This window comes from Arenibacter sp. S6351L (genome assembly GCF_023016025.1).
Classification (GTDB): domain Bacteria; phylum Bacteroidota; class Bacteroidia; order Flavobacteriales; family Flavobacteriaceae; genus Arenibacter; species Arenibacter algicola_B.
The window spans coordinates 1-18,016 of sequence record NZ_JALKBB010000017.1; the positions used below are offsets into that span (position 1 = coordinate 1).

Consider the following 18,016-nt stretch of genomic DNA (forward strand, 5'->3'; position numbering starts at 1 on the left):
ATAAATGGATTCACTGCGTGCATCCCAATTAGGCAATCCCGGGCAAGCATACAAACCATAACAAGCTGGCGCTTGTTGGTCTTTTGTTTCCTTCCGCCTCTTCGAAGTAAACTTCGGAGGCTACAGGAAACAAAAAACCCATAACTTTCGTTATGGGTTTCCTTTTGCGGAGAAAGAGGAACTGCAACCCATAACATAATATACTTGGTTTCAGTGTGTTACAAATTTAAAGAATACTAATACTCACCGATTTACGCACCTGGTAAATATTGATAAAAATTTGACATTCTATCAATTTACTAAAATCAATTTCAATTTTTGCAATCCTAGAAGTTCTATATTAGAATGGTTGATTATATTATGCTATCAGGAACTTCATTTGAAATATTCCGGTAATCTATGGGAAGCCAATGTGGATTAGAAAGGAATTCACAATAATCCATATTCATTGGTGCCAATACATTAAAGGAAGATAATACCTGTAACATTCACTTATGATATGTCTTCTTATGTCATAGAGATTGCCGTTAAAATCCGGACTGGATTTAATTCTAATGAAATTTATTTAAAAAACATTAGTTTTCTGAGGCTACATACGCAAAATGTAAAAGTATGTACACACGAAATAATTATTAGGGCTCGAAATTCTGTCCGTACAATGCCATCCAAGCAGTACGATAGATATTAAAAGGCAGATACTAATTGGCAAAAAAAAGGATATGGGAATTGAAGAAAGTAAAATCCTATCTGAGGAGGTATTTGTGGGGCCAATAGTCGAGTATTCTTTTAATTAAGATCAAAATTGTCTCTAACTTTGTATAAGATTATGAAGTATAAATTCCGGGTAAAACAATAAAGAATGTAGTCCTATTGATTATCTAGTTCTAGCGAAAATTGTGTGCGTGCATTGGTTATAGGTATCACAATCACTTTAGGGACATTTTAAACCACTTAATGCCCTTACTGCTACAAGACAATTTGAAACTTCTATTTACGATCTAACCTTATATACCAATGTCCTAAATACCATTATTATTCGTTGTTAAAAGATAAAACAATTAAATATTCTGATAATTTTGTCCGAAATATAAAAATGGAATATCTTTACCGTAAATTAAAAAAAAGAGTGTTTTCGAAAGCTTGTGAATATGGAATCAAAGCAACAGCTTATGTAGCCCAGCAATCATTGCAGAATAGAAGGGTAAGCTTAAAGGAAATAGCGGACGAAGTCGGTTCACCAATTGCATTTACGGCCAAGATACTTCATCAACTGGCAAAAAATAATATTTTAGATTCCACCAAGGGACCTTATGGTGGATTTCAGATTTCGAAGGAACGAATCGATGATATAAAATTGAGCGATGTAGTATATGCCATAGATGGTGATTCCGTATATATGAGCTGTGGATTAGGGCTTGAAAAATGTAATGCAAATAAACCTTGCCCTGTGCATAATAAGTTTGCGGCAGTCCGGGAAGGTCTTAAACAAATGTTGCAAGTTACAAGCTTATTTGAATTGGCAACGGGCCTGGAAAAGGGATTAACATTTTTAAAAAGGTGAAAATTTAATAATATTTAGGATAAAATGATCTTAATATCTGAAATAATAAAAGAATGGAAATTCCCCTCCGATTTCCTAACGACTGTCATTCCCAATTTTATCATAGTACAAGCCTCCCCTTTAAACTCCAATAACTGGGCTATGAGTCCCGGAATTATAGGGACATTGGTCTTGATCTTCATTGTACTGTTTGTTGCCTGTATTATATTCTTGGCAAAACTTAATGGTTATGTAGACTCTTTAAAAACGAAGCAGATTGAAAAGAAAAAACTAGCATTTAATGAAGAATTGTTAGCTCTGGAAGAAAGTGACATTGATCAAATCCTTGACAAACGCAAAAAGGCATTAAAGTATAAACTATCAGGAACCGAATTAGGAAGTCAGGAAAAGATTGTCGACGAAAAGGGCTTGGTCAATCGGGTTTCTCATGAACCAGAAAACCCCATGTTCGATGAGAAAAAAAAGACACCGCTAAGCATAGAGACACCAGAACGGCTTAAAAAAATTATTATATATTATCTGGGTGCAGCCGTATGCTGGCTTGTATTTGGTACATTGGTGGGCCAGTATGTGGGGATGAAATTTATTTGGCCAGAAATGGACAATTTATCCTGGCTTTCATTTGGCCGATTGCGTCCGGTACATACCAATGCCGTATTTTGGGGCTGGGCCTCGTTAGCAATGATAGGTCTCGGCTACTTTGTGATCGCACGTACCTCAAACACCATAATTCATAGTTATGCGATTGCATGGCGCGCATGGATATTGATCAACCTAACGGTATTATTGGGCACAATTTCATTAATGTCCGGTATAAACAACGGGGGAGGGGAATACCGGGAATATATCTGGCCGGTGATGCTACTTTTTGCTATAGGGCTGGTCATTACATTCTGGAATTTCTATAGAACAGTTGCCAGTCGCAAAATATCCGATATTTATGTTTCTAACTGGTATATCCTTGCGGCACTAATTTGGACGACCGTTCTAGCTATTATTGGATATCTACCTTTTTTTCAAAATGGGCTTGGGGAAACAATAATTCAAGGCTATTACATGCATCAAGGAGTAGGAATGTGGTTCATGACCTTTACCTTGGGGCTGGTCTACTACTACCTCCCGTCCGCTCTCAACAAACCTATATATTCCTATTCATTGGGAGTCTTGGCATTTTGGACGCAAATGCTGTTCTATACCATGATCGGTACTCACCATTTTGTATTCAGTCCATTGCCCTGGTGGCTACAGACCACCGCCATAGTATTTAGCGCTGGTATGTTTATTCCTGTAGTTGCGGGCACAACAAATTTTTTAATGACTATGAAAGGGAGCTGGAGCCATATTTCCAAGAGTTATGTACTGCCCTTTTTTTTGGTAGGGGTCATCTTCTATTTCGTGGGTTCTACACAAGGCAGTTTTCAAGCCTTCAGGTTCACGAACTATGTTTGGCATTTTACCGATTTTAATGTAGCACACTCACATATGACCATGTACGGTATAATCACCTTTATACTTTGGGCATGTTTTTATACTATTTTGCCGAAACTTACAGGAAAGGAACCTCCTCAGGTTTTTGTAGGAGCCCATTTTTGGCTGGCCTTTATCGGCCTCTTCGCATATATGATTTCTTTAATGGCGGGGGGTACCTATAAGGGCTTGAGTTGGATTGATGGCAATGCCTTTTTGGAATCGGTTATCTTAATGAAACCCTATTGGGTTTGGCGTGCCATAGGAGGTTCTCTGATGTTCATCTCCCATCTGGTCTTTGCATATAATTTTTATTATATGGTCCGGAAAAGGAAACCTATATTGACCTTGGATGCACCTATATTGGAACGTGTGAACAATTAATACCAAACAAAATGTTCGATTTTCATAAAAACCATAAAACCCTTGTTCTTGCAGCCTTTATAGGCTTTGTTACGCTGAGCTTGATCGTTGCCGTATTTCCCGCCTCGCAAATGCAGAATGTACAACCCTTGCCCAGTCAACCCTTGTTGACCGAGAACGAAAGGGAGGGCCTGAACATTTATATAAGTGAAGGTTGCGTTGCATGCCATACTCAACAAGTGCGAAATATAGAGATGGACAATGTTTGGGGAAATCGTCCATCCATACCTTCGGATTATTATTATAGTAAGAAACGTATGGATTTTTGGCGACAATCGCCCTCACTTTTAGGGAGTGAACGTACAGGCCCGGACCTCACGAATATAGGTGAGCGACAGTCAAGTAAAGATTGGCACTTGCTCCACCTTTACAATCCGCGTACTGTTGTTGGGGAATCAGTAATGCCCTCCTATCCTTGGCTGTTCGAGGTCGTTGACACCAACTCGGTAAAAGAAGGTGATGTGGTTGTCAATCTGCCCGAAATGTTTGCCACCACATCGGGCACAACAGTAATCGCCAAGAAGGAAGTATTGCAATTAGTAGCCTACCTGCAATCCTTAAAACAATTTGAGTTACCAAATGGAGAGAAAGGCCAATTTATTCCCCGTTTACGACAAATACAGACCGAGGGCTTTAATGGAGAGCAAAATAATACTGCTCTCAACGGGGGAAACCTTTACAAACAGACATGTGCCGTGTGCCATCAGGATAACGGAAAAGGAGTCGTTGGTGCTTTTCCTCCATTGGCGGGAAGTCCTATCGTCAATGACGAAAACCCTGAATTGATGATCAAAATAATCCTGCAAGGTTACGATGCCAGGAGCGAATTTGCTTCAATGCAACCTTTTGCCGATCAACTTTCAGACGCAGAAATAGCAGCTATCGCCACTCATGAACGTAACAGTTGGGGCAATAGTGCACCGGAAGTAAATGAAGAAGATGTAGCGAAAATTCGAGAATTCGTTGTCAACAACTTAAAACCTTGAGTAATGAAAAGAAACTTGTATTTGTATAGTATATTTTTTGCCTTAGGCCAAAAAGTTATGATGGCCTGCGATCTATGCAAAAAAAACCAGCCAAAAGGTTTCGAGAATATCACACACGGTGAAGGACCTTCCGGTAATATTGATTATTTTATCACATGGTCTGCCATTATATTAGTGGCAATTACCTTGTTTTTTAGCGTTAAATATTTGGTGCGCCCAAAAGAAAATCGTCCCGATCATATCAAGAACATTGTATGGGACAAAAATTTTAAAGAGCATGGAGGACAATAGAATCATAAAAGTGTATTTGGATGATGAGCCCAGACCCTTCGCCGAGTTTGCACCTCCTGTCAAATTTGTTTTGGACACTACCAAAATTCCTGATGGTAAGCACAAATTGAAAATTGTGGCCAGGTCATCTAGTAATGTAGAGGGAATGCGCACTATTCAATTTGAAGTGCGCAATGGACCTGCAATTTCCGTAGTTGGCCTCAAGGAAAATGAAGTTGTCGACACACAGATTCCTATTACCATCAATGCCTATGGCAGTGAGACCAAGGATTCTTTCGTAATAAGGGGCTCTGAGACCCCAAAAGCTATTCCGGCGTGGGTCTGGGCACTTATAATTGCTTTCGTGGGCTTTGCGATGTTCTATGTAATAATGTATTGGAATCCGGACCTTTATAAATCTTTTTTCTGATGCAAAGGGAATTACAAAATTTTGACGATATAATACTTTTGGTGGATGAATTCTATGCCAAAATACGTAACGATGAATTATTGGCACCTATTTTTAATAAAGTGATCCACGACCCTTGGCCCTTCCATCTAAACAAAATGTACACCTTTTGGCAAACGGTATTACTCGAAGAGCACACGTATTATGGCAATCCGTTTATGCCCCACGTCGATCTTCCTGTTGAAAAACAACATTTTGTACGTTGGATCGAGTTGTTTTATCAGACCTTGGATGAACATTTTGAAGGAGGAAAGGTTGATGAGGCAAAATGGCGGGCCGCGAAGATGGCCGAAATGTTCCTTTATAAAATTGAGCATTATAGAGACACCAATATTAGGCCTTTAATATGACCACAACTTTAAAATACCCGTTGGCATTGGCAGGCGTTTTCCTATGGATCGGTTTCGTGAGTGCCATCAGTTTTATGGAGGCATGGTTAAAATTTCGTGCACCAGGCGTAACTTTGACCTTGGGCTTAGGTATCGGCCGGTTGGTCTTTTCCGCCCTAAACAAAGTGGAGTGGATATTTGCTCTTCTTGTGATGGCCAATCTTCTAATGGGCAGGGAAAGTTTTTTGTCTTTAAGGACCGTCCTAATCCTTGTTCCATTATTCCTTCTCATTTTACAGACCTTTTGGCTTTTGCCTGCACTAGATGCTCGGGCCGAAATCCTTATCCAGGGAAGTGAACCTGCAAGCTCTAACCTACATTGGTATTACGTGGGTATGGAAATTGTAAAAGTTGTCTGTCTTTTTATATTAGGAATCCACCTCTTTAAAACATAGAATATGTTGAATAACAACAATAAAATAACATAAAAAAACCAAGAACTAGTTGGAAATTCGAAACTTACTTATTCCAACTCTATTACTTATTGGAGTTATATGTAAGTAGATACCCCACTTTTCTTTTAAAAACAGCGCACTCAATTTAGAGACAAAACTATCTTTATCACGTGCCTCCACGTCAAAGAACTGTAGCTTAATATGCGCAGCTCGAACTGGAATAGCTCTAAAAAGAAGATAACTTTACATAAGGCTTATTTGATACTATGTTAACTCAATTTATTTTTATAAAAAATGCAAACTCCCGAAACTGAAACACAAATTAAGCAAGAACTCGTAAACAGTATTATACATGGCTTTGGAATTATTTTTGGTATTACCGGTATTCCTATTCTAATTGCCTTTGCCATAAAAAGCGATAATACACCAGGTGTTATCGGTGCAGCTATCTATGGATTCTGTTTTATGCAACTTTTTACTTTTTCCACACTTTATCATGGCTTTCAACATGCACGGACAAAACGTGTATTGGAAATTCTCGACCATATCAGCATATATTTTCTGATATCTGGGACCTACACCCCATTTTTACTAGTTTATATGAATAATTCCTTTGGAATTACATTGTTATCGGTATTATGGAGCCTGACCGCATTGGGGATTGTTTTTAAGATATATTTTACAGGCAAATGGAAGGTTATATCTACACTGGTCTACACTGCTATGGGATGCATAATGGTGGTAGGCGGACGTACTTTTTTCGAAACTATTCCCGTCAGTGTAATGACCATGATTTTTATCGGAGGCACACTTTACCTCATGGGCATTATCTTTTATCTGTGGGAAAAATATCCGTACAACCATGCTGTTTGGCATTTTTTTGTATTGGCTGCTGCGGTCTGCCATTACGTTGCCATTTTGTTGGCGGTATAGCAGGTGGACATTATTTCACTGACCATCGTGTAAAATTTATAATTGAACCGACAATAAAATTCCTTTGGTATTGAGAATCTAAGTAGCACCTAACTGGTATTTAGACCAATACTTGAAGGAGGGAGTTGTAGTGTCCAAAGAGGTCACAAACGAAAATAATAATTTTGACCGATTTTAATTTCTGACAATTTTATCCGAATTAAAAAATTACGTATCTTTATGTACCAAAAAACGACAGAACAGGGAGTTATGGCCTGAGGAATCGATGATGGAAAAATTCAAAACAGAACCTTATATGGCTAATTAAACAAAAGTATAATAGTGGAAGTAGTGGCAAAAAGACCCAAACTCGTCCCCCTCGTCAAAGGAAATTCATTTAAGATATTACAAGTAAGGAGTTTGGCCGGAATGACAATGCCCAAGTATTACAGTATTAACGAAACCGTGATCCTGGTGCAGAAAAGTGAGGCACTATTGAAAAAGTCTAAGGGCGGAAATCTCCTAAAGTTGGGTTCTGTTTTAATCATAACCGGTGTAAGGAATATACCCTTACGATCCATGAAATCTTTAAGACCTTGGCCATTAAGGATGTCAATTCGCAAATCCAATTTGAATAAATAATATCATTATGAAACGTACAGCAAACGCCGTTTGGAGCGGCACATTAAAAGAAGGAGAAGGAAAAATAACAACCCAAAGTAAAGTTTTGGACCATTCACAATATTGTTTTAATTCGCGTTTTGGCAACGGAAAGAGCACAAACCCCGACGAACTCCTAGCCGCTGCACACGCCGGATGTTTTGCCATGGCCCTAAGCCTTATTTTGGGCGAGGAAGGATATACGGCGGATTCGCTAGATGTCACCGCAACCCTTGCCATGGATGTGGACAAGCTGGAACTTACCGATTCGCACCTGAAGCTTAAAGCTAAAATACCAAATATCAACAAAGCAAAATTCGAGGAATGTGCCAATACCGCCAAGGATAATTGTCCAGTTAGCAAGGCCTTGGGAATTAAGATAACCTTAAATGCAACACTTGAAGATATTTAAAGAAAAATTATAATATCAACGGCATGCACGATAAGATAATAGCACAAAAGAAAGCTGACTTGGCACCTAGGCAGATAGACGCTTGGCGAAATTTTAGTAAAGCGGTCTTTAAGGACGGGGTGTTGGACGAAAAGACGAAACAGCTCATCGCCGTGGCGGTGGCCCAAGTGACCCAATGTCCATGGTGCATCAAGGCGCATACCTCTTTGGCTATGCGCAAGGGCGCAAGCAAGGAGGAGATTATGGAGGCCATCTGGGTTGCTTCCGAAATGAGGGCTGGTGCAGCATATTCCCATGCCAACATTGCGTTGGAAGAGATGGAAAAACAGAGTTGATAAATCCAATTATGGACCTTACTGAAAAAATAGCGATCGTTACCGGTGCAGGAAAGGGATTGGGTACAGCAATTTCCACAGCCTTGGTTGCCAAGCGGGCCATAGTTTACGGATTGGGCCGTAATGGGGAAAAACTAAATGCACTTAAGTCGAAATTGGGCAAAAAGTTCGTGCCTATAACAATGGATGTTGGCGATCAAAAGGCGGTGGCTTCATGGGTGCAAGCCACTTTTTCCGATTCGTATATGCCCGATATTCTTATCAACAATGCGGGGGCGGGGTATTTTGGAAAGATTGACGAGTTGTCGTTGGATCAATGGCATGAGATGATCAATTCCAATGTGAACGGGCTTTTTTACGTTACCTCACAAATAGTGCCGTTTATGAAACTTAACAAAGACACTTGTCATATCCTCAACATAGGATCCATTCTGGGGAGAACGGGCAGATCCGAAGCATCGGCCTACTGCTTGACAAAATATGGTGTACAGGGATTTACCGAAGCTTTGTTTAGGGAATTGCGCACCAATAATATTAAGGTAAGTTGCATAAACCCGGGATCAATAGCCACTACATTTTTTGAGGAATCAGGTATCGAACCACATGACAACATGATCCAACCAAAGGACCTGTCGGATTTGATCGTGCATGTTCTGGAAACACCTGAAAATTTACTGATCGACGAAATTACGATACGGCCATTAAACCCAAAACCGCCACAATAAATGAGCTTTATTAATGAAAACAATAAAGATAAAACGCATTTACGAAGAGCCTTCTGGTGAGGACGGCTACCGAATCTTGATCGATCGCGTCTGGCCTAGAGGCGTTTCCAAAGAAGATGCCAAACTGGACGATTGGAAAAAAGAAATTGCTCCTTCAGAAAAACTCAGAAAATGGTTCAATCACGATCATGATAAGTTTGCCCGCTTTTCCCAAAAGTATCGTAAAGAACTTGAGGACAAAACAAAGGATCTTGATGCCATCCGTGTAAAAGCAAAACAAATGAGGGTTACGCTCTTGTATGGGGCGAAGGATACCGAACATAATCAGGCAGTGGTACTACAAGAAATTTTAATGAAATAGTGTTGGCTACCGGTTATGATCTGTCAGTACAAAAATGGATAACTTTAATAGCAAAGAGATGGACCACATTGAAAATTTAGTACAATTTTTCAAAAAATCCGAGAAGGAAACTAAGGGCAAGACACCTGAAGGCACATGCCCACTTTGTTGGGGCTATCAGGAATACGACCATAGAATACGTCGATTATTCAAGGATAGACAGATAGACGTGAACAATCATAGAGACAGTTATATGAAGATTCAAAAATTTATGGTAAAATATATTGATGGCATACGGTTAAAACAAGGAGAAATTGTCGAATGCCCGACCTGCGGCCATAAAGCAAAACCAGATAAGGATAAACATTCCGAAGTAAGTCCTGGGTCATGAAAGCTATAGTTGGCAAGAAATTAGAAAAATATATAAAATGAACGCTTTTAATGATTTCGGATACCACGAACAGGTGTCGGTTGGCCTAAGTACCTACGGACATCGATCCTGGCCATTTATTTGTTTAGGAATAGTAGCGACCAATTGATATTTAGCTGACATTTAAGATTAAAATTAATCAGTGATTAACCATTTTTTACTTCTTATTAAGGGTTTGTTTAAGCTACTTATTAAATGAATTTAAAGAGAATAATGATCAAAAAATAAGATTACAAACATGGGAAGACCGGCAACAAAGCCCACAAAATTAAGGGACGGATATTATATTGAAGTGCGGAACAGAAACCAAAGGTTCGGAATCAAGATTCACAGGGAAACCAAAGACAAATTGTTAATCGCTATTAGGGAATATGAAAAGAGTAAGGATGTAATCGTACTTGGTCATCTTAAAAATGGTACAATGGAAGAAATCGAGTTTTCTAACCTTTATTGAGAATGACAAGTTAATGGTGATTTGAATTTAAGCAGGCTTTATTATGATCTTCCATAGTTCTAGTTATTAATTAGGAAGTTTAATATGGAATTACATCTTATTGATTAAAAACAATTAAATATATACCAATGAATATAGCAATCAATGGAATGGGGCGTATAGGAAGAGCTGCCCTAAAAGTGATTTTTGAAACCGATGGTCTTGAATTGGTGGCTGTAAACGATATTGTGCCAATCGAAAATATCATATACCTGATAAAATACGATTCGGTATATGGAATTTATGATAGAGATGTCTCCCAAGACGGCCAGAGCATAATTGTTGATGGGTCTAAAATAAAATATTCGACCATTAGAAATCCCGAAGATCTGCCATGGAAAGAAATGGAGATTGACCTAGTTATTGAAAGTACCGGATTGTTTACTTCACAGCTGGATGCGGAAAAACATATCAAGGCTGGTGCCATAACGGTTGTTATTTCTGCACCTTCCAAAAGTAATGATACGCCCACCGTGGTCCACGGAGTAAATTCTGATGACGGTAAGGTTAGTGTGTTTTCCTGTGCAAGTTGTACCACTAATAATATAAGCCCTGTGGTGGAGATTTTGGGTCGTAGAATCGGTATCAAAAAAGCCATTATGACAACGGTACATGCCTATACGGCTTCCCAAACTATCGTAGACGGGCCATCCAAAAAGAACTTTCGCATGGGGCGTGCAGGTGCTACAAACCTTGTCCCTACGACCACGGGTGCAGCCATTGCAACGACCAGGGCCTTGCCTGAATACACAGGTAAATTCGATGGGGTAGCGATTCGCACGCCGATTCCAGTTGGTTCCATTTCGGACCTTGTTTTTGTGACGGAAAAACCTGTAACAGTAGAAGAGGTCAACGCTATTTTTGAAGAGGAGTCCAGAACCGATCGATATTCCAAGGTATTGACGACTACCCGGGATCCCCTTGTATCATCAGATATTGTAAAAAGTCCTTATGCCTCAACGATCGACCTAGGTATGACCCGTGTGGTCGATGGCGATCTACTTAAAGTAATGACCTGGTACGACAACGAATGGGGCTTTACCAACCAGATGATTCGTCAGATTCTTGAAATAAAGGGTAATTAAGGAGAATATACCAATTAATTTAAAAATCAAGTAAAATGGGGGAACATCTAGTTAAGATAAAAATGATGGAGCATGAAACACACAATGTTTTAAGAATCCAAACTGAAAAACCTAAAGATATGGACTTTGTGCCAGGGCAGGCCACCGAGGTTTCCATAGATAAAACAGGATGGGAAAATGAAGGTAGACCATTTACCTTTACCAGCCTTCCCAATCAAGATTTTCTTGAATTTATAATTAAGATCTATCCCGACCACAAAGGAGTCACCCATGAACTCTTGAAACTAAAAATAGGTGATAGGCTCATACTAAATGATATTTTTGGTGCTATCAATTATAAGGGAAAAGGAACTTTTATTGCCGGGGGAGCTGGAATCACCCCTTTTGTTTCAATCTTTAGGGATTTGAGGGCCAAGGGTGAGTTAGGTAACAATAAGCTCATATTTGCCAATAAGACCAAGGCAGATATTATTTTGGAAAAGGAATTTAGGGCAATGTTGGGCAATAATTTTATAAATATCTTATCGAATGAAAAAGTTGAAGATTATGCCCACGGATCAATCACCCAGGATTTTATCAAAAATAACAGCACTAAACTAAACAGTTATTTCTATGTTTGCGGTCCTCCACCAATGATGAAAGCCATTGACAAACAATTAACTAATTTGAAAATACCCAAAAAATTGATCGTTACAGAGGAATTTTGAGATTTAAAATACATAATTAGAATAATTCGCCTCCATTAAACAAATTGTCCGTTTCTAAACCCGCATACCATTCATAAGCCAAATATTAAAATTACGACTTTCCTAACTGGGACGTTTTTTCAAAATATTGTAATCAATGAAAAATAGACATCACTTATTAAATAAGCCCATTGGCCAAATAGTTGCAGAAGACTATCGTACGTCAGAAATCTTCAAAAAACATAACATTGATTTTTATTTCGAAGGAAATAGGAATATTCAGAAAGTCGCAGACCAACATAAACTGGATTTAAATTCACTTTTAAGTGAAATCGAAACTATCCTAGGCAGTGAAATAACAGAAAACATTTGTTTTCAAACATGGCCTCTGGATCTTTTAGTCGATTATATTGAGAAAAAGCATCATCGATATATTAAGAAAAAGGAATCTATTATAAAGACTCAATTAAGAAATCTTTGTACAATACATGGAGAAAATAATCCTGAATTATTTTTAATAATGGACGAATATAACGAATCTGTAAATAAACTTTCAAGTTATATGAAAAATGAAGAGTTATTTCTTTTTCCAACTGTTCGTGAAATGATTCGTGCTGAAAATGCTAGGGTTAAATTAACAAGAAGTATGTTTGGTAGTATTGAAAATCCAGTAAAAAAAATGATCGAGGGACATAAAATGGAAAGTCTTCGATTAAAAAGACTGGAACATTTAACCAATAACTATTCAATACCGGAAAATGCTAGTGTCACCTATATCACGACATTCAAAGCACTTCAAGAATTTATTGGGGATTTGAAGACACATATCCATCTGGAAAATAATATTCTGTTTATTAAAATAAAAAGTTTAGAAAAACAATTGAAAGATGAGTCATATATTTTGAATAAAAATTAAGGGTATCTTAGATTATCCATTCTAATTATTTTTGTTTTATTATAAATTCATACGGACCTATTTTTGAAAAGGCTTCCAAAAGGTCCATCTATCTATCTATCTATCTATCTATCTATCTATCTATGACATTTGCAAAAAAGTTTTAATTCCTTTAAATGATTGACATACATTAGACAACTACAAGACTGTTTACTATTTTTGTTGTCTACCTAACAAACGATCCTATGAAAGTCCGTGAACGTTTTATTCTTATCTCAACTTTAGGCGTTTTAGCCATCATCTGTTGTGCTCTTTTTTGGACACCTATTTTGTGGATTTTCATATTAGTTGGGCCATTAGTATTTATGGGCACTTATGACATCCTTCAAAAACGTCATACTATAAGGCGTAATTTTCCTTTAATAGGACGTTTTCGATATGTTTTGGAATCCATCCGACCCGAGATCATGCAATATTTTGTAGAGACAGATACAGAAGGGAGACCTCTAAACCGTATTTTAAGGTCAGTAATCTACAGAAGGGCAAAAGGTCAGACAGATACAGAACCTTTTGGTACACAGATGGATCTTTACCATTCGGGATATGAATGGATGGAACATTCCATGTATGCAAAGCACAATCCAAAGGATATAGGTGAGTTTCCCAGGTTGCTTATAGGGGGCAAGGATTGTAAACAACCATATTCTTCAAGCCTGTTGAATATTTCGGCCATGAGTTTTGGATCTTTGAGCAATAATGCTATAATGGCTCTTAACAAGGGTGCCAAAATGGGAAACTTTGCCCATAATACTGGCGAGGGAGGTATTAGTGACCATCATTTGAAATATGGTGGGGATTTGATATGGCAGATTGGTACCGGCTATTTTGGCTGTAGAAATGATGATGGTACTTTTAATGAAACCACGTTCCGTGAAAATGCCCTAAGACCTTCTGTAAAAATGATAGAAATCAAATTGTCGCAAGGGGCCAAACCAGGTCATGGAGGTATTTTACCTGCCATAAAAAATACCGAGGAAATCGCTAGGATAAGACATATAAAGCCAGGCATTGCAGTTCATTCCCCTCCATCGCATTCCGCATTTTCAGATCCGATTCAATTCATGTACTTTATTAAAAAACTGAGGGATTTGTCAGACGGGAAACCGATCGGATTCAAATTATGCATAGGTAGGAAACAGGAATTTATGGATTTCTGTGAGGCCATGATCCATACCGGGATAACCCCAGATTTTATTACCGTTGATGGGGGAGAAGGGGGTACAGGAGCAGCACCTGTAGAATTCTCCAACACAATGGGCATGCCCTTACGGGAAGGGCTAATTTTTGTTCATGACACCTTGGTCGGTTTCGGATTGAAAAAAGATATAAAGGTAATTGTGGCAGGAAAGATCATAACCGGGTTTCATATGGCACGAGCATTAGCACTGGGGGCAGATGGTTGCAACAGTGCCCGTGCCATGATGTTATCCATTGGGTGCATACAGGCCTTACAATGCAATATGAATACCTGTCCTACAGGTATAGCCACACAGAACAAATCACTTGTGAAAGGCTTGGTTGTTGACGACAAAGCGCCGAGGGCAAAAAATTATCACGAAGCCACTATCCATAGTTTTTTGGAATTAATAGCTGCAGCAGGCTTGGATGGTCCAGCAGATCTTAGAAGGGAACATATCAGCAAGAGGGTGGGTATGTATATTGTTAAGACTTATGATGAAATATATCCTTATATGAAAGAAGGTTGCCTTTTGGATATAGCGGACATCCCCGAAAACTATAACAAATATTTTCAGTTGACAAGAATTATGAAGTAGCAAATTTAGGTTCACTAATATAATAAATGTCACTAGATAACCGTCAAACCGTTCAATATTTCAAATTGGGTTGTTGGATACTGTTTACCGTTTCGTATCTAATCCTTTGGTACCGTTTGAAATAAAGGTGGGTTTGGTATCTACGACAATTAAACTTTTAGTGAAAAATACCTGTAATTCTTTTGGATACGATAAATATAGGTAAGTGTACTCTTTCACTGCTTATTGGGACGATAATGACCCATAGTGTTGGCCCACTTCAAAGGTTTGCCAAAAAGTGAATTTAACTGATCCAGAACATGGGGTCCAAGTTTGAACAATTTGCCGCTGCCATCAATGGGAGTCTCCGTGCTAGCTTTTTAACCAATTTTTAACGAATGCTGGTTTGGAAAGAAAACCTACAACTATTTAAAATATGAGAAGTGCATAGTAAACCCAACCAAAATCATATTCATTTAAAGATAATTTTCCGTTCTTTCTAACGGATTAATCGTGATTGGATTAGGCCCGCGGGAGTGTATTGGCTGTAAATTATATAACAAAAAACTAATCTGGTCCAATCCAAAATACAATTAATATTAAATTTTAGCTAAAAAATCTCTCAATCAGAAGATTATGGTTATGTTGCAGTAAATGTAATTAATCAAAACATTAAAAACCACCATTTCATGTTCAAAAGACTTGTAGGGATAGAACCTTTGGAATTGATTCCAACCGCAAATTTAAAATTAGAATCTTTTGCGGAAACGCTGATTTTATATACGGATCAGCCTTCCAGCGTGGATGAGATTGTGGAGCGTATTGGTGATGCTGATGCCGTTTTATTAAGTCATAGAACGAATTTAGGTCGCAATGTATTAGAGCGTTGCCCAAATGTGAAATATATAGGTATGTGTTGCTCATTATATTCTCCAGAAAGTGCCAATGTGGATATTAATTATGCAAATTCTCGTGGTATTACGGTTAAAGGAGTTCGTGATTATGGAGATGAGGGTGTTGTGGAATACGTTATTAGCGAATTAGTTAGATGTTTGCATGGTTTTGGAAACACACCCGATGGAAAACCAAGAAAACCATGGGATGGGATTCCAAGGGAAATTACTGGAATAAAAGCAGGTATTATCGGTTTAGGGAAATCTGGAGGCATGATAGCAGATGCCTTACACTTTTTTGGTGCTGAAATTTCTTATTTCGCCAGAAGTGAAAAAGAAGCGGCTAAGGCAAAAGGATATGAATTTTTGTCACTACAAGAATTACTTCTCAAAAATGAAGTTATCATTACTTGTTTGAATAAAAATACGATTCTATTACACGAGACTGAGTTTGAAATACTGGGCAACCGTAAAATATTATTCAACACTGGATTGTCTCCTGCCTGGGATGCGAAACCTTTTGAAAAATGGCTTAATTCAGGGAGTAACTTAGTGTATTGTGATACGTTAGGGGCCTTAGGTGACGAAAAATTATTAAAATATTCAAACGTAAATTGCTTGCAAGTATCTACTGGCAGAACCCAACAAGCATTTCGCAGATTAAGTGAAAAGGTTTTAGCCAACTTAAGAGAATATACTAAAAAGCAATTGGCGAAGTAATATTTCGCAATGTGTTAACCACACTCCAACCTGCGATTTGTGCTGTTTTGCTATATACATCAATTACGGCATGAATTTGAGCACTTTTAATTTCAATTCGATGGTCATCACCAACAAAATCAGGAATTGAGTCTATTGATACTTTAACATTTTCAGGACCCGTTGAGGCTAAAGAAGCTGCCACGGCAACGTTTACTTGTGTTGGAAAAAGCGCTATGGCTTCAATAGCATCACCTTCAAAAACCCTATGTGTTTCGGTTTGTAGTGCAGGGTGATAAACCACTGTGTTTTTTAAAGGATGTGGTCCTTTTTTAGTTTCAAAAGTTACATGGCTCTCCTCCATTAAGGATACGGTACGTAATACATCAAAGCCGCCAATGGCTCCTGAGGCAAGATGTACACGGGTACCATTTTCTAAAGCTGTTTTCTTTACCGTTTCATAAAATTCATTATCCGCAAAGGCACCTATAGAAAGTGTTACTATGGACGTCCCACTTTTTAAAGCTGGCAATGCCAATTCTCGCAACGAAGCCGGTGAGGCTGTTTCAACGATATAATTGGGTTCAAGCGCGAGCAATTGATCAATGGAACGGCAAGGTTCGCAAGAATAGCCCATGTTTGAACCATTAATATAATTTGCCATAGTTTGGGCTTTTTCAAAGGTTCTTGAATAGGTTCCAATAAGCTTATAATCGTTTAATAATCCTTTCGTAAAGGCTTCTGCAACAATTTTCCCAAGTTTTCCGCAGCCTACAATGGCAAGTGTTTTTGATTTCATAAGATGATATATGTAGAGAACATAATTTTAGACCGAATAGTCATGAAATAAGAGTTTCATTAGTGCGTTAAAATACGTAATTATTAAGCTGGAAATATGTTTTTTGCATCCCACGGCGACATGGTTACATTTTTATTAAATGTGGGATAGTGTCTTATTTCCCTCGGTGGCAAAATACTCAATCTGGTAGTATCAGTGAAACTGGATTAACATCAATTTACATTTACTTCGCAGTTTTTTAAGTTCCCTTGAATAAAATTATAGATCTCCGACTTAAGGCTTTTGAAATTATCTGTACAATCCAAAAGCTCCATTTCCAGGTCATCGTGTTTATGATAAAAATCGGTAACGACATTTTCAGTATTATTTTCCATAACCCTGCCAAGCTGCTTTTCATGGGTTGAAATTAGATGCATCAATTTATTTTTTCGTGACTTGTATGTCACCAGTCGATTTCGATAGTCATGCAGCTTTCCGAACAGGTCCGGTGTGTTCGATTCAAAAATAGGGGCGTTCAAAAGCCGTTCAATAAAGATAGTTTCATCTTTCATGAAATTCAAGTCTGATCTCCAATGCTGAACGTGCCAATGTAGCTTCTCAATTTTCTGAGGCCGGCTTAGGGTAGTGTTACTATTTTTCATTTTAATTAGATTATGTTTATAATTTGTATTGTTTCAATCAAAACAGATAACTAAGACTTAAAAAAGCACATTTTATTTCCGTTGACATACTACAACAACCTGAGCTTTATCTAAATAAAGTACCGTCAAAGGTATCCTGTCAACTTCATTTGCCCAGTGAAAACAAAAGGTACACTCGTTTCCAAATCAGACCCACTGTGTGCAAATGGCTTTGAAATCGTTCCTTGAAAATGGGCA

Annotated in this window: 22 protein-coding genes; 18 read left to right on the top strand and 4 right to left on the bottom strand. The window is 38.2% G+C overall.

Annotated elements, in window-relative coordinates:
• The coding region (locus MWU82_RS14100) for a hypothetical protein (RefSeq protein ID WP_247096853.1) at positions 1-197 on the bottom strand (197 nt) is incomplete at its 3' end.
• A gap of 929 nt (positions 198-1,126) precedes the next feature.
• On the opposite strand from MWU82_RS14100, the gene MWU82_RS14105 reads away from it, so the two are divergent.
• The 6 genes from MWU82_RS14105 to MWU82_RS14130 all read left to right on the top strand — a co-directional run bounded on the left by MWU82_RS14105 (position 1,127) and on the right by MWU82_RS14130 (position 5,526).
• The gene (locus MWU82_RS14105; protein WP_247096951.1) at positions 1,127-1,561 is read left to right on the top strand and encodes an Rrf2 family transcriptional regulator; all 435 of its coding nucleotides are present in this window, start codon (positions 1,127-1,129) and stop codon (positions 1,559-1,561) included.
• Between the two features lie 141 nt (positions 1,562-1,702).
• Complete coding sequence (locus MWU82_RS14110) at positions 1,703-3,412, top strand: cbb3-type cytochrome c oxidase subunit I (RefSeq protein ID WP_247096952.1); 1,710 nt, start codon at positions 1,703-1,705, stop codon at positions 3,410-3,412.
• 11 nt (positions 3,413-3,423) lie between these two features.
• On the top strand, positions 3,424-4,437 hold the full coding sequence (locus tag MWU82_RS14115; protein ID WP_247096854.1) for a cbb3-type cytochrome c oxidase subunit II: 1,014 nt from the start codon (positions 3,424-3,426) through the stop codon (positions 4,435-4,437).
• A gap of 3 nt (positions 4,438-4,440) precedes the next feature.
• Entirely contained in the window at positions 4,441-4,728 is a 288-nt protein-coding gene (locus tag MWU82_RS14120) for a hypothetical protein (protein WP_247096855.1), read from the top strand.
• Entirely contained in the window at positions 4,715-5,137 is a 423-nt protein-coding gene (locus MWU82_RS14125) for a cytochrome C (protein WP_247096856.1), read from the top strand. Before MWU82_RS14120 ends, MWU82_RS14125 begins: the two co-directional genes overlap by 14 nt.
• The gene (locus MWU82_RS14130; protein ID WP_247096857.1) at positions 5,137-5,526 is read left to right on the top strand and encodes a group III truncated hemoglobin; all 390 of its coding nucleotides are present in this window, start codon (positions 5,137-5,139) and stop codon (positions 5,524-5,526) included. The genes MWU82_RS14125 and MWU82_RS14130 overlap by 1 nt, the downstream gene beginning before the upstream one ends.
• Here the strand turns inward: MWU82_RS14130 and MWU82_RS14135 are convergent.
• Positions 5,510-5,797 carry a hypothetical protein gene (locus MWU82_RS14135; protein WP_247096858.1) on the bottom strand — a complete coding sequence of 96 codons (288 nt, stop codon included), beginning with the start codon at positions 5,795-5,797 and terminating at the stop codon, positions 5,510-5,512. The genes MWU82_RS14130 and MWU82_RS14135 overlap by 17 nt on opposite strands.
• A 457-nt stretch (positions 5,798-6,254) precedes the next feature.
• Here MWU82_RS14135 and MWU82_RS14140 point away from each other — a divergent pair, with 457 nt between their 5' ends.
• The 12 genes from MWU82_RS14140 to MWU82_RS14195 all read left to right on the top strand — a co-directional run bounded on the left by MWU82_RS14140 (position 6,255) and on the right by MWU82_RS14195 (position 16,360).
• Entirely contained in the window at positions 6,255-6,893 is a 639-nt protein-coding gene (locus MWU82_RS14140) for a hemolysin III family protein (RefSeq protein ID WP_247096859.1), read from the top strand.
• A 628-nt stretch (positions 6,894-7,521) separates the two neighbouring features.
• A complete protein-coding gene (locus tag MWU82_RS14145; protein WP_247096860.1) occupies positions 7,522-7,944 on the top strand; it encodes an OsmC family protein in 423 nt (140 codons plus the stop codon).
• Positions 7,945-7,967: 23 nt separating this feature from the next.
• A complete protein-coding gene (locus MWU82_RS14150) occupies positions 7,968-8,279 on the top strand; it encodes a carboxymuconolactone decarboxylase family protein (protein ID WP_247096861.1) in 312 nt (103 codons plus the stop codon).
• 11 nt (positions 8,280-8,290) lie between these two features.
• Positions 8,291-9,004, top strand: coding sequence for an SDR family NAD(P)-dependent oxidoreductase (locus MWU82_RS14155; protein ID WP_247096862.1), 714 nt, complete (start codon positions 8,291-8,293; stop codon positions 9,002-9,004).
• A 13-nt stretch (positions 9,005-9,017) separates the two neighbouring features.
• On the top strand, positions 9,018-9,365 hold the full coding sequence (locus MWU82_RS14160) for a DUF488 domain-containing protein (RefSeq protein WP_247096863.1): 348 nt from the start codon (positions 9,018-9,020) through the stop codon (positions 9,363-9,365).
• A 58-nt stretch (positions 9,366-9,423) separates the two neighbouring features.
• Complete coding sequence (locus MWU82_RS14165) at positions 9,424-9,735, top strand: hypothetical protein (RefSeq protein WP_247096864.1); 312 nt, start codon at positions 9,424-9,426, stop codon at positions 9,733-9,735.
• A gap of 277 nt (positions 9,736-10,012) precedes the next feature.
• Positions 10,013-10,228, top strand: coding sequence for a hypothetical protein (locus tag MWU82_RS14170; RefSeq protein WP_247096865.1), 216 nt, complete (start codon positions 10,013-10,015; stop codon positions 10,226-10,228).
• 128 nt (positions 10,229-10,356) lie between these two features.
• Positions 10,357-11,352, top strand: coding sequence for a glyceraldehyde 3-phosphate dehydrogenase NAD-binding domain-containing protein (locus MWU82_RS14175; RefSeq protein WP_247096866.1), 996 nt, complete (start codon positions 10,357-10,359; stop codon positions 11,350-11,352).
• A 35-nt stretch (positions 11,353-11,387) separates the two neighbouring features.
• Positions 11,388-12,059, top strand: a complete 672-nt coding sequence (locus tag MWU82_RS14180) for an FAD-binding oxidoreductase (protein ID WP_247096867.1) — start codon at positions 11,388-11,390, stop codon at positions 12,057-12,059.
• A 136-nt stretch (positions 12,060-12,195) separates the two neighbouring features.
• Positions 12,196-12,954 carry a DUF542 domain-containing protein gene (locus tag MWU82_RS14185; protein ID WP_247096868.1) on the top strand — a complete coding sequence of 253 codons (759 nt, stop codon included), beginning with the start codon at positions 12,196-12,198 and terminating at the stop codon, positions 12,952-12,954.
• A gap of 224 nt (positions 12,955-13,178) precedes the next feature.
• The gene (locus MWU82_RS14190) at positions 13,179-14,768 is read left to right on the top strand and encodes an FMN-binding glutamate synthase family protein (RefSeq protein WP_247096869.1); all 1,590 of its coding nucleotides are present in this window, start codon (positions 13,179-13,181) and stop codon (positions 14,766-14,768) included.
• Between the two features lie 668 nt (positions 14,769-15,436).
• Complete coding sequence (locus MWU82_RS14195; RefSeq protein ID WP_247096870.1) at positions 15,437-16,360, top strand: NAD(P)-dependent oxidoreductase; 924 nt, start codon at positions 15,437-15,439, stop codon at positions 16,358-16,360.
• Here the strand turns inward: MWU82_RS14195 and MWU82_RS14200 are convergent.
• Both MWU82_RS14200 and MWU82_RS14205 read right to left on the bottom strand, forming a co-directional pair.
• Positions 16,338-17,138: an aspartate dehydrogenase domain-containing protein gene (locus tag MWU82_RS14200; protein ID WP_247096871.1), complete on the bottom strand. Its 801-nt coding sequence runs from the start codon at positions 17,136-17,138 to the stop codon at positions 16,338-16,340. The genes MWU82_RS14195 and MWU82_RS14200 overlap by 23 nt on opposite strands.
• Before the next feature lie 212 nt (positions 17,139-17,350).
• On the bottom strand, positions 17,351-17,779 hold the full coding sequence (locus MWU82_RS14205) for a hypothetical protein (protein ID WP_247096872.1): 429 nt from the start codon (positions 17,777-17,779) through the stop codon (positions 17,351-17,353).
• Positions 17,780-18,016 lie beyond the last annotated feature (237 nt).

Excerpts from the sequence above, each read along its gene's own strand:
- MWU82_RS14110 (WP_247096952.1), top strand. The coding sequence starts at position 1,703 with ATGAGTCCCGGAATTATAGGGACATTGGTCTTGATCTTCATTGTACTG.
- MWU82_RS14115 (WP_247096854.1), top strand. The coding sequence starts at position 3,424 with ATGTTCGATTTTCATAAAAACCATAAAACCCTTGTTCTTGCAGCCTTT.
- MWU82_RS14120 (WP_247096855.1), top strand. The coding sequence starts at position 4,441 with ATGAAAAGAAACTTGTATTTGTATAGTATATTTTTTGCCTTAGGCCAA.
- MWU82_RS14125 (WP_247096856.1), top strand. The coding sequence starts at position 4,715 with ATGGAGGACAATAGAATCATAAAAGTGTATTTGGATGATGAGCCCAGA.
- MWU82_RS14130 (WP_247096857.1), top strand. The coding sequence starts at position 5,137 with ATGCAAAGGGAATTACAAAATTTTGACGATATAATACTTTTGGTGGAT.
- MWU82_RS14135 (WP_247096858.1), bottom strand. The coding sequence starts at position 5,797 with ATGAGAAGGAATAATGGAACAAGGATTAGGACGGTCCTTAAAGACAAA.
- MWU82_RS14140 (WP_247096859.1), top strand. The coding sequence starts at position 6,255 with ATGCAAACTCCCGAAACTGAAACACAAATTAAGCAAGAACTCGTAAAC.
- MWU82_RS14145 (WP_247096860.1), top strand. The coding sequence starts at position 7,522 with ATGAAACGTACAGCAAACGCCGTTTGGAGCGGCACATTAAAAGAAGGA.
- MWU82_RS14150 (WP_247096861.1), top strand. The coding sequence starts at position 7,968 with ATGCACGATAAGATAATAGCACAAAAGAAAGCTGACTTGGCACCTAGG.
- MWU82_RS14155 (WP_247096862.1), top strand. The coding sequence starts at position 8,291 with ATGGACCTTACTGAAAAAATAGCGATCGTTACCGGTGCAGGAAAGGGA.
- MWU82_RS14160 (WP_247096863.1), top strand. The coding sequence starts at position 9,018 with ATGAAAACAATAAAGATAAAACGCATTTACGAAGAGCCTTCTGGTGAG.
- MWU82_RS14165 (WP_247096864.1), top strand. The coding sequence starts at position 9,424 with ATGGACCACATTGAAAATTTAGTACAATTTTTCAAAAAATCCGAGAAG.
- MWU82_RS14170 (WP_247096865.1), top strand. The coding sequence starts at position 10,013 with ATGGGAAGACCGGCAACAAAGCCCACAAAATTAAGGGACGGATATTAT.
- MWU82_RS14175 (WP_247096866.1), top strand. The coding sequence starts at position 10,357 with ATGAATATAGCAATCAATGGAATGGGGCGTATAGGAAGAGCTGCCCTA.
- MWU82_RS14180 (WP_247096867.1), top strand. The coding sequence starts at position 11,388 with ATGGGGGAACATCTAGTTAAGATAAAAATGATGGAGCATGAAACACAC.
- MWU82_RS14185 (WP_247096868.1), top strand. The coding sequence starts at position 12,196 with ATGAAAAATAGACATCACTTATTAAATAAGCCCATTGGCCAAATAGTT.
- MWU82_RS14190 (WP_247096869.1), top strand. The coding sequence starts at position 13,179 with ATGAAAGTCCGTGAACGTTTTATTCTTATCTCAACTTTAGGCGTTTTA.
- MWU82_RS14195 (WP_247096870.1), top strand. The coding sequence starts at position 15,437 with ATGTTCAAAAGACTTGTAGGGATAGAACCTTTGGAATTGATTCCAACC.
- MWU82_RS14200 (WP_247096871.1), bottom strand. The coding sequence starts at position 17,138 with ATGAAATCAAAAACACTTGCCATTGTAGGCTGCGGAAAACTTGGGAAA.
- MWU82_RS14205 (WP_247096872.1), bottom strand. The coding sequence starts at position 17,779 with ATGAAAAATAGTAACACTACCCTAAGCCGGCCTCAGAAAATTGAGAAG.